This is a genomic window from Streptomyces sp. NPDC058683 (assembly GCF_042716195.1).
Lineage (GTDB): Bacteria > Actinomycetota > Actinomycetes > Streptomycetales > Streptomycetaceae > Streptomyces.
Genome location: NZ_JBHXSK010000041.1, coordinates 23,636 through 37,869 on the forward strand (window position 1 = coordinate 23,636; position 14,234 = coordinate 37,869).

The window sequence follows — 14,234 nt, forward strand, 5'->3', positions numbered from 1 at the left end:
CAAACCCCCCGCAGTTATGCACCCAGTAAGGACAAACGTGTCCATATCCCGCCGCAGTGCACGTCGTTCCGTGCGCATCCTGGGAGTTGCCGCTGCGTCGGCCGCGCTGACGCTCGGCGTCTCCGGTTCCGCCCTCGCGTGCAACATCTCTGATTTCTCCGCCGAAGCCACCTGCGACGGCGCCAATGGCGTCATTACGGTCACCGACACCGACGCCTCCGGTACTCCGGCCACGATCACCGTCTTCCTCGAGAGCAACGGCGCCGACGCGAAGCAGGTCGGCGACGCCCAGACCGTCAAGGGCTCCAAGGCGGGCACCGCGGTCACCTTCTCCGAGGACTGGCAGCCGAACGCGGTGTACCGCGTCCACGTCAAGGTCGACAGCGGCAAGATCCAGATCGACAAGGACATCACGCCCAACCTGACCACCTCCTCCACCGCCTGCAAGGGCGAGGAGAGCGCCAGCCCGTCCCCGTCGGATTCGGCCACGCCGTCGCCGTCGGAGTCCGAGTCCACCCCGGCCGAGTCGGACTCCCCGACCCCGTCGGCCTCGGAGAGCAGCAGCACCGCCCCGGCGGGCACGTCGAGCAACGCCCCCTCCCCGGCGGTCGGTGAGTCGAACCTCGCCGAGACCGGTGCCAACTCCAACACCGGTCTGATCGCCGGCATCGCGGCCGCGCTGGTCGTGGTCGGCGGCGGCGCCGTGTGGTTCGGCATGCGCCGTCGTGGGGCGAACAGCGGAAGCTGACGCACCCGCCTTCGTACACCGCTTTCGTACAACGTCGAGGCCCGTCCCCGTATCCCCGGGGGGCGGGCCTCGGCCGTGTCCTGAAGGGCCTCAGTCCAGTACGACGGTCTCCGCCGCGTCGAACTCGACGCCCACCGCGTCCCCGGCCTCCGGCGCCTCCCGCAGCGCGCAGGCCGCCTCCAGGCGCGGGCCGTCCTGGGGCTGGAGGTGGACGGTGACATGGGTGCCCTGGAAGGTGCGGGCGGTCACCGTGCAGGGCAGTCCCGCGTCGGCCGCCACGAGCCGTACGCCCGCGGGCCGTACCAGCACGGTACGCGGCCCCTGAGGCGCGTTCTCGGGCAGCGGCAGCTTCCCCCAGGGCGTCACCGCGACCGAGCCCTCGACGGTCGCCGGGACCACGTTGCCGAAGCCGAGGAAGCGCGCCACGAACTCGTCGGCCGGCCGCTGCCAGACATCGAGGGGCGTGCCGGACTGGGCGATTCGGCCGTCCCGCATCACCACCACCCGGTCGGCCAGCGCGAAGGCCTCGCCCTGGTCGTGGGTGACCGCGAGCACGGTCGTGCCCAACCGGCCGAACAGCTCCCGCAGTTCGACCACCAGCCGCTCCCGCAGCGAGCGGTCGAGCTGTCCCAGCGGTTCGTCGAGCATCAGCAGCCGGGGCCGGGGCGCCAGCGCCCGCGCGAGCGCCACCCGCTGCTGCTCACCGCCGGAGAGCCCGGCCACCGCCCGCCGAGCGGCCCCCGGCAGCCCCACCAGTTCCAGCAGCTCGCCGACCCGCTCGGCCTGTTGCCCCTTGCCGGCGCCCCGCATCCGGAGGCCGAAGGCCACGTTCCCGCCCACGTCCCGCTGCGGGAACAGCTGATGGTCCTGGAACATCAGCCCGACGCCCCGCCGATGGGCCGGCACCCGCGTCCGGTCCTGCCCGTCGAGCAGCACCCGCCCCGCGTCCGGCGGTTGCAGCCCCGCCACCACCCGCAGCAGCGTCGACTTGCCGCTCCCGCTGGGCCCGAGCACACACACCACCTCGTGCTCGGCGACCTGGAGGTCCACGGCGTCGAGCACGGCCCGCCCGCCGAACCGCACGGTGGCCTGCTCCAGTTCGAGAAGCGGCATCAGAACTCCCCCGTCCGGTCGGTCCGCAGCCGCTCCAGCACCAGCAGCGCCACCGCGCACACCACCATCAGAATCGTGGAAAGGGCCATCGCCTGGCCGTAGTTGAGATCACCGGGGCGGGACAGCAACCGCGCCACGGCCACCGGCAGCGTCGGGCTGTCCGGCCGCGCGATGAACACCGTCGCCCCGAACTCCCCGAGCGACACCGCGAAGGCGAACCCGGCCGCGACCAGCAACGCCCGCCGCACCATCGGCAGATCGACCTCCCGCCACACCCGCCACGGCGAGGCCCCGAGCACGGCCGCCGCCTCCCGCAGCCGTTCGTCCACGGCACGCAGCACGGGCAGCATGGTCCGTACGACGAACGGCACCCCGACCAGCGCCTGTGCGAGCGGCACCAGGATCCAGGACTGCCTGAGGTCCAGCGGCGGCTTGTCGAGGGCGATCAGGAACCCGAAGCCGACGGTCACCGCGGACACCCCGAGCGGCAGCATCAGCAGCGCGTCGAAGCCCCGTACCAGCCGCCCCGCGTCCCGCCGGGCCAGCGCGGCGGCGGCGAGCCCGCCGATCACCACGGCGATGGCGGTGGCCGCGACGGCGTATTCGAGCGAGTTGGCCACCGCCTGGATCGGCGCGACCAGGAAGGTGCCCCCGTCGGCGTCGCCCAGCGCCCGGTAGTAGCCGAACCCCCCGTCGAACGACCGCCGCACCAGGACGGCCAGCGGCAGTACCAGGAGCACGGCGACGGTGGCGAGGACCGCGCCGAGCAGCGCCCACTGCCCGGCCCCGCGCGGCCGGCGTGCCGTCACCGACGGGTCCACCAGCCGTAGCGCGCTCTCCCGCCGCCGTACCGTCCACGCGTGCACGGCGAGGATCGCGCCGACCGCGACGAACTGCACGATCGTGAGGACGGCGGCGGTGGAGAGGTCGAAGATCTCGGAGGTCTGCCGGTAGATCTCCACTTCGAGGGTGGAGAAGGTCGGCCCGCCGAGGATCTGCACCACGCCGAAGGAGGTGAAGGTGAACAGGAAGACCATCAGCGCGGCGGCGGCCACGGCGGGCGCCAGCGCGGGCAGGGTCACCTTCCGCCAGGCACCCAGCGGCGAGACGCCGAGCATCCGCGCGGCCTCCTCCTGCCGTGGGTCCAGTTGCGCCCACAGGCCGCCCACGGTCCGTACGACGACCGCGTAGTTGAAGAAGACATGCGCGAGCAGAATGGCCCAGACGGTGGTGTCCAGTCGTACGCCCCACAGCTCGTCCAGCAGTCCGCCGCGGCCGACCAGCGCCAGGAACGCCGTACCGACCACCACCGTCGGCAGCACGAAGGGCACCGTCACCACGGCCCGCAGCACCTGCTTGCCCGGGAAGTCGAGTCGGGCGAAGACGTAGGCGGCCGGCAGCGCCACCAGCAGGGTGAGCGCGGTGGAGGCGAGCGCCTGCCAGGTGGTGAACCACAGGACGTGCCGGATGTCGGACTGACCGACGACGTCGGCGATCCGCCCGAACCGCCACACCCCGTCGGTCTTCAGCCCGCGCGTGACGATCGCCGCGACCGGCCAGGCGAAGAAGACGGCGAAGAACGCGACGGGCACGAGCATCAGCCCGAGCCGCGCCACGCTCCCACGCCTGCCCGCTGTGTGAGCGCGAGCTACTTGAGTACGAGTGAGGTCCACGTCTTGACCCACTGGTCACGGTTGGCGGCGATCCTGTCGGGCGCCATGGTCTCGGGGTCCTCGGCGGCGGGACCGTACTTCGTGAACTCGACAGGCACCGCGGCCCCCTTGACCACCGGGTACACGAACATGTTCAACGGCATGTCCTCCTGGAACTCCTTGGAGACCAGGAAGTCGACGAGCGCCTTGCCGCCCTTGGTGTTCTTGGCGTTGCTCAGCAGCCCGGCGAACTCGATCTGCCGGAAGCAGGTGCCGGTCGCGACACCGGTGGGCGCGGTGCTGGGCTTCGGGTCGGCGTAGATGACCTCGGCGGGCGGGGAGGAGGCGTACGACACGACGAGCGGCCGGTCGCCCTTCGCCTTCTTGCCGCCGGCCGAGCCGGAGAACTCCTCGTTGTAGGCCTGCTCCCAGCCGTCGACGACCTTGACGCCGTTGTCCTTGAGCTTCTTCCAGTAGCCCTGCCACCCACTGTCCCCGTACTGCGCGGCCGAGCCGAGCAGGAAGCCGAGCCCCGGCGAGGAGGTGGCCGCGTTCTCGGTGACAAGGAGGTTCTTGTACTGCGGCTTGACGAGATCGGCGTAGGAGGCGGGCGGGGCCAGCTTGTGCGCGCTGAAGTAGGCCTTGTCGTAGTTGACGCAGATGTCGCCGTAGTCGACGGGCGTGACTCGCTTCTTGGCGGCGTCGAGCTGGTACTCGGTGCCGACCTGGTCGAGTCCCTTGGCCGCGTACGGCTGGAAGAGACCGTTGTCGAGGGCCCTGGACAGCAGGGTGTTGTCGACGCCGAAGAAGACGTCGCCCTGCGGGTTGTCCTTGGTCAGGATCGCCTTGTTGACGGCCTGGCCGGCGTCGCCGTCCTTGAGGACGTTCACCTTGTAGCCGGACTGCTTCTCGAAGTCCTGGAGCACGCTCTTGGAGACGGCCCATGAGTCGTGGCTGACCAGGGTGACGGTCTTGGAGTCGGTCTCGGTGCCCGACGACGAACACGCGGACAGCGTGACGAGACCGAGCCCGACGGCCGCGGCCACGAAGGTCTTGGTGTGCACTGGTGTTTTCCTCCTGGGGTGGACCAGGAAGAGACGCGGCCCTGCCCAGAGGATCTGATCTCCTGGGCAGGGCGCAACAGCTTGAGTGATGACCGAACTTCCTACCCAGAATGACCTGGGCGAGGTTCAGAGGGTCTGCGGCCCGATTGCCGCACTCTCAGCGCTGTGGCGCTCCCCTGTCGGAATATGAAGATGTCGATATGAAGATGTCTGGGTACGACGATATGGCTGTACGGCCCTCAGATTACCGCTCGGTGGCCGCGAGCTGACCGCAGGCTCCGTCGATCTCCTGACCACGGGTGTCCCGGACGGTGACGGGCACACCGTGCGCGGCGATCGCCTCGACGAACGCCTTCTCGTCCTCGGGCCGGGAGGCGGTCCACTTCGAGCCCGGCGTCGGGTTCAGCGGGATGAGGTTGACATGGACCGGCTTGCCCTTGAGCAGACGGCCCAGCCGGTCCCCTCGCCACGCCTGGTCGTTGATGTCACGGATGAGGGCGTACTCGATCGACAACCGCCGCCCGCTCTTCTCGACGTACTCGAACCCGGCGTCGAGCACCTCGCGCACCTTCCACCGCGTGTTCACGGGGACGAGGGTGTCGCGCAGCTCGTCGTCGGGGGCGTGCAGGGAGATCGCGAGCCGGCACTTGAGTCCCTCGTCGGCGAGCCGGTGGATGGCCGGCACGAGCCCGACCGTCGACACGGTGATCCCGCGCTGCGAGAGCCCCAGCCCGTCCGGGGCCGGGTCGGTCAGCGCCCGGATGGCGGTGACGACCCGCTTGTAGTTGGCGAGCGGCTCGCCCATCCCCATGAACACGATGTTGGAGAGCCGCGCCGGACCGCCGGGCACCTCCCCGTCCCGCAGCGCCCGCATCCCGTCCACGATCTGGTGGACGATCTCCGCGGTGGACAGGTTCCGGTCCAGGCCCGCCTGCCCGGTCGCGCAGAACGGGCAGTTCATCCCGCATCCCGCCTGCGAGCTGATGCACATGGTCACGCGGTCCGGGTAGCGCATCAGCACGGACTCGACGAGCGTGCCGTCGAACAGCCGCCACAGCGTCTTGCGGGTGGTGCCCTCGTCCGTCGACAGATGCCGTACGACGGTCATCAGCTCGGGGAACAGCGCGTCCCGCAGCCGGTCCCGGGAGCCGACCGGGATGTCCGTCCACTGCTCGGGCTCGTGCGCGTACCGCGCGAAGTAGTGCTGCGCGAGCTGCTTGGCACGGAACGGCTTCTCACCGATCTCGGCCACCGCGTCCTTGCGCTCGGCAGGCGTGAGATCGGCAAGATGCCGCGGCGGCTTCTTGGCTCCGCGCGGCGCGACAAAAGTAAGTTCTCCGGGCTTGGGCATGGTGGTACCAGTGTCGCAGATCCAATCGGGTGACCTGCGGGTCACGGTCTGGGCGCTGATGGTCCCGCGCAGCCTGGCCCCATTCGATTTCAGGACCCGCGCCAATTCTCCGAGAGTGACCGTGTCACCTTCACAAGGAAGTGCTCCGGCATTTTCAGCCGGACGGATAACCCCTAACTGGAGCGCCCCGGTTCGGAAGATCGCGTATGCGGAGTCGGCCCGCGCTGGGAGATCGCTGATCTGCGAGTTCTTGAAAGCTCCATCGCCCGATCGGACGGCGCAGGGCGGGGAACACCGAGGACCGGTTCGGTCGTGTTCATGTCGCGCGGTCGGCTGTCCTGCCGCAGTCTGATGATGTGACGCACCGCGAAGCCGGACGTCGGCCATCGTGGAAGCCCGGAACGCATGGCGCTGCCAAACGATCACGTTTGGTTTGGGTTGGAGCTGCTCTGTTGTGCGTGAGCGTGGCTTTGCTCACGGTGGTCGTCTTCATCACCCGGCCCCATCAAGGGCTGGGCGGTTCGCCGCAACCTGCTGCTTCGTTGACCAGTGGAGAAGCTGCTTCACCGAGCGCCACTGGGGGAGCAGACGCTTCGCCCAGCGGGTCTCGCGGAGAAGCTACTCCGCCAAGAGCCACTCCACCGGAAGCCACTCTGCCGGGAGCCACGCCGCCCGGTGGCGGCGGCGCGGGCCCGGGCTCAGAGTTGCCGTCACCTGTTCCGGCCGCGACTGTAACGGTCACCGAAACGGTCCGGCTCCGGGAGGCCAGCGATGCGTCGTCCCCCAGCAAGTCGGGAGTGGACCCCTCCGCGATCATCACCTCGGTCGCGGGACTGATCACTGCCGGAGTGGGGGCCGTATCGTTCGCCGTGGGAATGCTGAAGGACCGTCGACGGCCCGGCGGGTCGTGAACATTGCGCGTCCAGGCAGAGCGCGCCACTGTGCGAACGACCTGGACGCCACGGGCCGCGCATGCCACTGCTCGCCGGCATTCGCGAACGGCACCGCCGCCGGAGGCTGGTTCCGACCGTGGTCAGGAGCGCACGAGGAAGACCGTGAACCGAGTACTCAACGGCCTGCCCGAGCCTGACCAGTGTCGGCAAGGTCTCGCTCAGTAGGGCTGCCACCAGCAGAAATCGCCCGAGGCAAAGCAGGCACACACGATGGCCCACCTGGCGCCCGGCATCGCCGCAACGACGCCGGGCGGACCTCCGGAAGGCTGTCGGACCACCACGGTCGCGACTTCGCTTCCGTCGACGTCATAAGCCTTCCAGTCAACCGCACGCCCTTGGACAACCTCCACGACGAGCTTCCTGCCATCGTCCTCGAAGACGACATGCTCACCATCGTCTTTCGAGATTCGCGAGAGCGTGTCGGCGAGATTGCCTCGCGGCCTACGCTCAATCAGAGTCATCTTCGATTCGAACTGCATTCGCCCCCCATAGGCTGGATGTACCGTCTCCGAGACTACGAGGGAGGCGGGAGGCCGACAACTACGGCATTTCGTACCGCAATCGCGCCGCCGAAACTGACACACCTGGCGCATGCTCCATGCTCCAGAGCCGTGAGAGGCCTGTCAGGACGGGAAGCGCCTCGGTCTTCCATCAGTGACACTGTCGCGAGCGATGTACCACGGCCCAGAAGAGCCCTGTTCGCGGGCCTGACAGTCAGGGCGCTCGCGTCCGGGTCCGGGCTGCCGAGGCCGAGCCGGTCCGGTGGGCCGGGGACACAGATGGTCGTCAGCATGGAGTGGGCCTCGGTCACCACGTCACGGGCAGGGTGCGCGGGCCGCGGATCAGGCCTTGGCGCTGGAACTCGACCTCCTCGGCAGGCACGGCCAGGCGGATGCCGGGGAAGCGGGTGAGGACCGAGCCGATCATGATCTCGGCCTCCATACGGGCCATGATGGCGGCCATGCAGTGGTGGGGACCGTGCCCGAAGGCCAGGTGAGGGCCGTCGGTGCGGTCGAAGTCCAGATCGTCGGGGTCGGGGAAGACCGCGGGATCACGGTTGGCGGCGACATACGCGTTGTAGATGACCTCACCGGCCCGGATCAGCTGGCCGCCGACCTCGACGTCCTCGATGGCGACCCGCGGGATGCCGACGCCGTTGCGGTGCGGGACGTAGCGGAAGAGTTCGTCCACCGCCTTGGGGAGCAGCTCCGGCTCGCGGCGCAGCCGCTCCAGATGGCGGGGGTGGGTGAGCAGCGCGTACATCATCGAGCCGCTGTTGTTGCGGACCGCGTGACCGCCGCTGACCTGGATGGCGGTGGCCAGCGAGATCGCCTCGTCGTCGGTGATCTCGCCGGACTCGGTGGCCAGCGCCAGGACTCCGGCGAGGTCCTCGCGGGGCTCCTCGTGGCGGTGCTGGAGCAGTTCGGCGATCCGGGCCCGGGTGGTCCGGGCAGCCTCCTTGGCACGCTCCTCGGAGTCGGCGCCGGCGGACAGCAGGGCCTCGCCGGTCGCCGCCCAGCGGTGCCAGTCCTTCTCGTCGACGCCGAGGAAGTCACGGATGACGGCGATCGGGAAGGGGCCGTGCAGATGCTCCATGAGGTCGGCCGGTGGCCCGGCGGCCGCCATCACGTCGAGCAGTTCGGCGGCCCGGCGCTCGGCGATCGGCCGCAGCCGCTGCATGGCCCGCCCGGTGAAGGCGCGGGCGACGACCCGGCGCAGCCGGTTGTGCCGGGGCGGGTCGATGTACTGCAGGCCCGCCGTCTGCGAGGCCACGGGTTCCGGGCGCATGCTGGTGACGTCGCGGCCGACGACCTGTTCCCGGGAGAAGCGGGGGTCGGAGGTGACGAAGCGGCAGTCCTCGTACCGGGTGATCAGCCAGGCATGCCCCTCGCCGTGCGCGAGCTTGATCCGGGTGACCGGTTCGTCCCGCAGCATCTCGTCGAGAAACGGGTCGGGGTCGAGGGCGGGCAGGTCGTCGACGGGCCAGAACCGCACCGGAGGAGGAGGGGTCGGGGTCGGGGTGGAGGCCGGGGCCGGGTCTAGGGGCATGGGCACACTCCCTGCGCGTCGGAGGACACACAGCGTCCTCACAGGGAGTCTGCCTCCGGCCGGACCGACCATGCGATTTCTGCTGCGCCATCCGGGGCCGACAAGCCGATGAGCCCCCGCCCTGCGAAGGACGGGGGCTCGACTACGCCAGGTGCAGGTCAGCCGCTGCCGACGAAGAGCACCATCAGCAGCCACACCACCGGAGCCGTGGGCAGCAGCGAGTCCAAGCGGTCCATGATGCCGCCGTGGCCCGGGAGCAGTGTGCCCATGTCCTTGATGCCCAGGTCCCGCTTGATCATGGACTCACCGAGGTCGCCCAGGGTGGCGCTGGCCGCGACCGCGAGGCCCAGCAGCAGGCCCTGCCACCAGGTGCCGTCGTCGATCAGGAACTCCATGCACAGCGCGCCCGCGACCATGGCGAACAGCACCGCGCCGACCAGGCCCTCGCGGGTCTTGCCGGGGCTGATGCGCGGGGCGAGCTTGTGGGTGCCGAACCGCCAGCCGACCGCGTAGGCGCCGGTGTCGCTGACCACCGTGAGGAGAAGGAAGGTGATCACCCGGCGGGGGCCGTCGTCGGCGGTGAGCATCATCGAGACGAAGGTCGCCAGGAACGGTACGTAGAACGCCGCGAAGAGGCCCGCCGTGACGTCCCTGAGATAGCCCTCCGGCGGTTCCGTCATCCGCCAGACCAGGACCGCGAGCCCGGTGAGCGCCAGGGCGACCCAGGCACCCTCGGCACCGCGGGCGTAGCCGGCGACCACCATCGCCGCGCCGCCGAGCGCCAGCGGGACCAGGGGCGCCTTGATGCCCTTGCGCTCCTGGAGCCGGCTGGTCAGCTCCCACAGGCCCACCACGACCGCGACCGCGACCACACCGACGAAGACGGCCTTGACGACGAACAGGGATGCCACGATCACGACGCCCAGTCCGACGCCGACCCCTATGGCCGCACCCAGGTCCCGACCCGCGCTCTTCTTCTGCGGCGCGGGCGCCGGCTGCGGGGCGTCGGGCATGGGCTCCGGATTCTGCGGCGCCGCCGCAGAGGGCAGAGGCTGCGCCGACGGGGTGTCGTTGCGGTACGTCCCATCGCGGGACGTACCGTCCTGGAACGTCTCGTCTCGGAACAAGGGGCCGCCCAGCCGAGCGGCCCCCCGGTCGTCGTCCTGGTCTCCGCCGTACGGTGGTGCGTCGTCGGGCACGATGGGCATGGGGCGAGTCTGCTGCGCGTCATGCGCATCGTACGCGGGACCCGCCGGGGCGGCTCCCTGGACATACCCCTGGCCATAGCCATGGTCATAGCCGTGGTCGTACCCCTGGCCGGGAGCATGGCCGTACCCCTGACCGCGGCCGGAACCGTTGGCGTACCCCTGGCCCTGGACAGGACCCTGGTCGTACCCCTGGCCTTGGACGGGACCCTGGTCGTCGTACCCCCGGCCCTCGGCGGGACCCTGGTCGTACCCCTGGCCGGTGCCCTGATCGGTCGGCCCCCAGTACCCGGCCGGTGATCCGGCCTGCCCGGCCTGCGGACCGGCGTGTGGCGGCGCTCCCCAGGATGAGTCGTTCATCAGACTTCGAGAAGCTCCGCTTCCTTGTGCTTGAGGAGCTCGTCCACCTGCGCGACGTACTTCGCGGTGGTGTCGTCGAGCTCCTTCTCGGCGCGACGGCCCTCGTCCTCGCCGACCTCGCCGTCCTTGATCATCTTGTCGATGGCGTCCTTGGCCTTGCGGCGGACGGAACGGATGGAGACCTTGGAGTCCTCCGCCTTGCCCTTGGCGACCTTGATGTAGTCGCGGCGGCGCTCCTCGGTGAGCTCCGGGAACACCACACGGATGATGTTGCCGTCGTTGCTGGGGTTGACGCCCAGGTCCGAGTCGCGGATCGCCTGCTCGATGTTGCGCAGCGCGCTCTTGTCGAACGGGGTCACGACCGCCATGCGCGGTTCCGGCACGGAGAACGAGGCCAGCTGGTTGATCGGCGTCGGCGCGCCGTAGTAGTCGGCCACGATCTTGTTGAACATCGCCGGGTGCGCACGACCGGTGCGGATCGCGGCGAAGTCCTCCTTGGCGACCACGACGGCCTTCTCCATCTTCTCCTCGGCCTCGAGGAGGGTCTCTTCGATCACCACTTGCTCCTGCGTGTCTTGAGTAAGGCCCGGCTGCGGTTCCTGTGCGGGCGGCGGCCGGCTGCGTCGCGTCTTGTTTCCTGCACGGTTCCCGACCGGCAGGACATTGTCCATCCCCCGGTCAGGGTGCGTCAGGCGGTGCCGGTCAGGCCCGGCCGCCCTGGTCACCCACCAGCGTGCCGATCTTCTCACCCTTGACGGCCCGCGCGATATTGCCCTCCACGAGCAGCTCGAACACCAGGATCGGCAGCTTGTTGTCGCGGCAGAGCGTGATCGCCGTGGCGTCGGCGACCTTGAGCTCGCGGGTGATGACCTCGCCGTAGCCGAGGGAGTCGAACTTGACGGCGTCGGGGTTTTTCTTCGGGTCGGAGTCGTAGACCCCGTCCACGCCGTTCTTGCCCATGAGCAGCGCCTCGGCGTCGATCTCCAGGGCGCGCTGGGCGGCGGTGGTGTCGGTGGAGAAGTAGGGCATGCCCATACCGGCGCCGAAGATGACCACGCGGCCCTTCTCCAGGTGGCGCACGGCGCGCAGCGGGATGTACGGCTCGGCGACCTGGCCCATGGTGATCGCGGTCTGCACCCGGCTGTCGATGCCCTCCTTCTCCAGGAAGTCCTGGAGGGCGAGGCAGTTCATCACGGTGCCGAGCATGCCCATGTAGTCCGAGCGGGCCCGGTCCATGCCGCGCTGCTGGAGCTCGGCGCCACGGAAGAAGTTGCCGCCGCCGATGACGACGGCGACCTCGGCGCCGTCGCGGACGACGGCCGCGATCTCACGGGCGATCTTGTGCACCACGTCGGGGTCCACGCCCAGGCCGCCGCCACCGGCGAACGCCTCTCCGGACAGCTTCAGCAGAAACCGGCCGCGTACTTTGCCGTCGTCGCTCTTCTGAGCCTTGGTGGTCATGGAGATCCCGCCTCTTTCACGTGGTGCACATACGAAGAAGGCCATTGCCGATGGGGTCGCTTTTCGCTGCCCATGCGCGGCAATGGCCTCCTCGTCAGATCTGCTGCCGTCCGTCACGACCCTGGGTCTGGCCGGGTACCCGGACGACTGCTGTCGACCGACCCTACCGGGATTTCCCCGGGGGTCGCGCGTCGATCGCGGTACGGACTCAGATGCCGACCTTGATGCGCGTGAAGCGCTTCAGGGTGACACCGGCCTCGTCCAGAACCTTCTGGACCGACTTCTTGTTCTCGAGCGCGTACGGCTGGCCGAGCAGCGTGGCGTCCTTGAAGAAGCCGTTCAGACGACCCTCGACGATCTTCGGGAGCGCGGCCTCGGGCTTGCCCTCGGCGCGGGTGGTCTCCTCGGCGATACGACGCTCGGACTCGACGACGTCGGCCGGCACGTCCTCCTTGGAGAGGTACTTCGGCGCGAAGGCGGCGATGTGCTGGGCGACGCCCTTGGCGATCTCGGCGTTCGGCTTGTCGAGCTCGACGAGGACACCGATCTGCGGGGGCAGGTCGGGCATCGTGCGGTGCATGTACGCGAGCACGAAACCGTCGGCGTACTGCGCGAAGCGGTCCAGGACGATCTTCTCGCCGAGGTTGGCGTTGGCCTCGTCCACGAACGCCTGGACGGTCTTGCCGGGCTCGATCTCGGAGGCGAGCAGGGCGTCCAGGTCCGCGTAGGCGGACTTGGCGACGTGCTCGGCGATGGCGTTGGCGGCGGCCTGGAACTTGTCACCCTTGGCGACGAAGTCCGTCTCGCACTTCAGCTCGACGAGGACGCCGGAGGAGTTGTCGTCAGCGATGATCGAGACCACGGCGCCGTTCTCGGCGGAGCGGCCCTCGCGCTTGGCGACGCCCTTCTGGCCCTTGATACGGAGCGCCTCGACAGCCTTGTCGACATCGCCCTCGGCCTCGTCCAGGGCCTTCTTGCAGTCCATCATGCCGGCGCCGGTGAGCTCGCGGAGCTTCTTGACGTCAGCGGCGGTGTAGTTCGCCATGAGTCTGTAAGTCTTTCTCGAAGTCTGGAAGATCGAAGATCTGCACGTCTGCGATCCACATGGATCCCATGTGTGGATTCCACCTGTAGGGGTGGATCGCGGACCGTTGGCTGACCTACGGGTGAACGGTGGGGGCGGACTTCATGGCACCGCCCCCACCGTCAACGCTTCACCGGACGGTCAGGCCTGCTCGGCGTCCGCGGCCGGGGCCTCGGCAGCGGGAGCCTCGGCGGCCGGAGCCTCGACAGCCGGAGCCTCGACAGCGGCCTCGGCGGCAGCCGGAGCCTCGGCCTGCTCGGCGTCGGCGACCTTCTCGGTCTCGGCAGAGGTCTGGACCTCGGCCTCGTCCGCCTTCTTCTCGCCCTCGAGCAGGTCGCGCTCCCACGCGGCCAGCGGCTCGCCCGCGGCCTTGTCGCCCTTGCCCTCGGTGGCGACACCGGAGCGGGAGATGAGGCCCTCGGCGACCGCGTCCGCGATCACACGGGTGAGCAGGGTGACGGAGCGGATCGCGTCGTCGTTGCCCGGGATCTTGTAGTCGACCTCGTCGGGGTCGCAGTTGGTGTCGAGGATGGCGACGACCGGGATGTTGAGCTTCCGGGCCTCACCGACCGCGATGTGCTCCTTCTTGGTGTCCACGATCCAGACGGCGCTGGGCACCTTGGACATCTCGCGGATACCACCGAGGGTCTTCTCCAGCTTGGCCTTCTCGCGCGAGAGCACGAGAAGCTCCTTCTTGGTGAGACCCGACGCGGCGACGTCCTCGAAGTCGATCTGCTCGAGCTCCTTGAGGCGCTGCAGACGCTTGTAGACGGTGGAGAAGTTGGTGAGCATGCCGCCCAGCCAGCGCTGGTTGACGAAGGGCATGCCGACGCGGGTGGCCTGCTCGGCGATGGCCTCCTGCGCCTGCTTCTTCGTGCCGACGAACATGACCGTGCCGCCGTGGGCGACGGTCTCCTTGACGAACTCGTAGGCGCGGTCGATGTACGACAGCGACTGGAGCAGGTCGATGATGTAGATGCCGTTGCGCTCCGTGAAGATGAAGCGCTTCATCTTCGGGTTCCAACGACGGGTCTGGTGACCGAAGTGGACGCCGCTTTCCAGCAGCTCCCGCATCGTGACGACGGCCATGGCCGTATCTCCTTGAATTTCTCGGTTGTGCCGCGGGTACCGGACGGCTCCCGCGCCTGACGCCCGTTTGCGCTGTGCCACGAAGGACCGAGAAGCGCTGACCCA

13 protein-coding genes and 1 riboswitch are annotated in these 14,234 nt (G+C 69.2%); of the genes, 2 read left to right on the forward strand and 11 right to left on the reverse strand.

The genetic code is table 11. The features are described 5' to 3' along the window. Window positions 1-16 precede the first annotated feature (16 nt). Window positions 17-748, forward strand: coding sequence for an LAETG motif-containing sortase-dependent surface protein (locus tag ACFWXC_RS36515; RefSeq protein WP_384485612.1), 732 nt, complete (start codon window positions 17-19; stop codon window positions 746-748). A 90-nt stretch (window positions 749-838) separates the two neighbouring features. Here ACFWXC_RS36515 and ACFWXC_RS36520 read toward each other — a convergent pair whose 3' ends face one another. From ACFWXC_RS36520 to ACFWXC_RS36550, 7 genes are all read right to left on the reverse strand, one after another. Then, complete coding sequence (locus tag ACFWXC_RS36520) at window positions 839-1,861, reverse strand: ABC transporter ATP-binding protein (protein ID WP_384485614.1); 1,023 nt, start codon at window positions 1,859-1,861, stop codon at window positions 839-841. Next, on the reverse strand, window positions 1,861-3,459 hold the full coding sequence (locus ACFWXC_RS36525) for an ABC transporter permease (protein WP_384485745.1): 1,599 nt from the start codon (window positions 3,457-3,459) through the stop codon (window positions 1,861-1,863). Before ACFWXC_RS36525 ends, ACFWXC_RS36520 begins: the two co-directional genes overlap by 1 nt. A 50-nt stretch (window positions 3,460-3,509) precedes the next feature. Next, complete coding sequence (locus ACFWXC_RS36530; protein ID WP_384485616.1) at window positions 3,510-4,577, reverse strand: thiamine ABC transporter substrate binding subunit; 1,068 nt, start codon at window positions 4,575-4,577, stop codon at window positions 3,510-3,512. Window positions 4,578-4,657: 80 nt separating this feature from the next. After that, window positions 4,658-4,765: riboswitch (TPP riboswitch) on the reverse strand. A gap of 56 nt (window positions 4,766-4,821) precedes the next feature. Beyond that, on the reverse strand, window positions 4,822-5,928 hold the full coding sequence (rlmN, locus tag ACFWXC_RS36535; protein WP_384485618.1) for a 23S rRNA (adenine(2503)-C(2))-methyltransferase RlmN: 1,107 nt from the start codon (window positions 5,926-5,928) through the stop codon (window positions 4,822-4,824). A 1,111-nt stretch (window positions 5,929-7,039) separates the two neighbouring features. Next, window positions 7,040-7,360, reverse strand: a complete 321-nt coding sequence (locus ACFWXC_RS36540) for a hypothetical protein (RefSeq protein ID WP_384485620.1) — start codon at window positions 7,358-7,360, stop codon at window positions 7,040-7,042. A 328-nt stretch (window positions 7,361-7,688) separates the two neighbouring features. After that, entirely contained in the window at window positions 7,689-8,930 is a 1,242-nt protein-coding gene (locus ACFWXC_RS36545) for a cytochrome P450 (RefSeq protein ID WP_384485622.1), read from the reverse strand. 158 nt (window positions 8,931-9,088) lie between these two features. After that, the gene (locus ACFWXC_RS36550) at window positions 9,089-10,138 is read right to left on the reverse strand and encodes a phosphatidate cytidylyltransferase (protein ID WP_384485624.1); all 1,050 of its coding nucleotides are present in this window, start codon (window positions 10,136-10,138) and stop codon (window positions 9,089-9,091) included. A gap of 21 nt (window positions 10,139-10,159) precedes the next feature. Here ACFWXC_RS36550 and ACFWXC_RS36555 point away from each other — a divergent pair, with 21 nt between their 5' ends. Next, entirely contained in the window at window positions 10,160-10,435 is a 276-nt protein-coding gene (locus ACFWXC_RS36555) for a hypothetical protein (protein ID WP_384485626.1), read from the forward strand. A 59-nt stretch (window positions 10,436-10,494) separates the two neighbouring features. On the opposite strand, the gene frr is transcribed toward ACFWXC_RS36555, so the two are convergent. The 4 genes from frr to rpsB all read right to left on the reverse strand — a co-directional run bounded on the left by frr (window position 10,495) and on the right by rpsB (window position 14,129). Further along, window positions 10,495-11,052, reverse strand: coding sequence for a ribosome recycling factor (gene frr / locus ACFWXC_RS36560; RefSeq protein WP_384485628.1), 558 nt, complete (start codon window positions 11,050-11,052; stop codon window positions 10,495-10,497). 145 nt (window positions 11,053-11,197) lie between these two features. Continuing rightward, window positions 11,198-11,956 carry a UMP kinase gene (gene pyrH, locus ACFWXC_RS36565; protein WP_362572195.1) on the reverse strand — a complete coding sequence of 253 codons (759 nt, stop codon included), beginning with the start codon at window positions 11,954-11,956 and terminating at the stop codon, window positions 11,198-11,200. Between the two features lie 208 nt (window positions 11,957-12,164). Next, window positions 12,165-13,001, reverse strand: a complete 837-nt coding sequence (gene tsf, locus ACFWXC_RS36570; protein ID WP_384485630.1) for a translation elongation factor Ts — start codon at window positions 12,999-13,001, stop codon at window positions 12,165-12,167. A gap of 180 nt (window positions 13,002-13,181) precedes the next feature. Further along, window positions 13,182-14,129, reverse strand: coding sequence for a 30S ribosomal protein S2 (rpsB, locus tag ACFWXC_RS36575; protein ID WP_384485632.1), 948 nt, complete (start codon window positions 14,127-14,129; stop codon window positions 13,182-13,184). Between the last annotated feature and the right edge of the window lie 105 nt (window positions 14,130-14,234).

Excerpts from the sequence above, each read along its gene's own strand:
- ACFWXC_RS36515 (WP_384485612.1), top strand. The coding sequence starts at position 17 with ATGCACCCAGTAAGGACAAACGTGTCCATATCCCGCCGCAGTGCACGT.
- ACFWXC_RS36520 (WP_384485614.1), bottom strand. The coding sequence starts at position 1,861 with ATGCCGCTTCTCGAACTGGAGCAGGCCACCGTGCGGTTCGGCGGGCGG.
- ACFWXC_RS36525 (WP_384485745.1), bottom strand. The coding sequence starts at position 3,459 with ATGCTCGTGCCCGTCGCGTTCTTCGCCGTCTTCTTCGCCTGGCCGGTC.
- rlmN (WP_384485618.1), bottom strand. The coding sequence starts at position 5,928 with ATGCCCAAGCCCGGAGAACTTACTTTTGTCGCGCCGCGCGGAGCCAAG.
- ACFWXC_RS36540 (WP_384485620.1), bottom strand. The coding sequence starts at position 7,360 with ATGCAGTTCGAATCGAAGATGACTCTGATTGAGCGTAGGCCGCGAGGC.
- ACFWXC_RS36545 (WP_384485622.1), bottom strand. The coding sequence starts at position 8,930 with ATGCCCCTAGACCCGGCCCCGGCCTCCACCCCGACCCCGACCCCTCCT.
- ACFWXC_RS36550 (WP_384485624.1), bottom strand. The coding sequence starts at position 10,138 with ATGCCCATCGTGCCCGACGACGCACCACCGTACGGCGGAGACCAGGAC.
- ACFWXC_RS36555 (WP_384485626.1), top strand. The coding sequence starts at position 10,160 with ATGCGCATCGTACGCGGGACCCGCCGGGGCGGCTCCCTGGACATACCC.
- pyrH (WP_362572195.1), bottom strand. The coding sequence starts at position 11,956 with ATGACCACCAAGGCTCAGAAGAGCGACGACGGCAAAGTACGCGGCCGG.
- tsf (WP_384485630.1), bottom strand. The coding sequence starts at position 13,001 with ATGGCGAACTACACCGCCGCTGACGTCAAGAAGCTCCGCGAGCTCACC.
- rpsB (WP_384485632.1), bottom strand. The coding sequence starts at position 14,129 with ATGGCCGTCGTCACGATGCGGGAGCTGCTGGAAAGCGGCGTCCACTTC.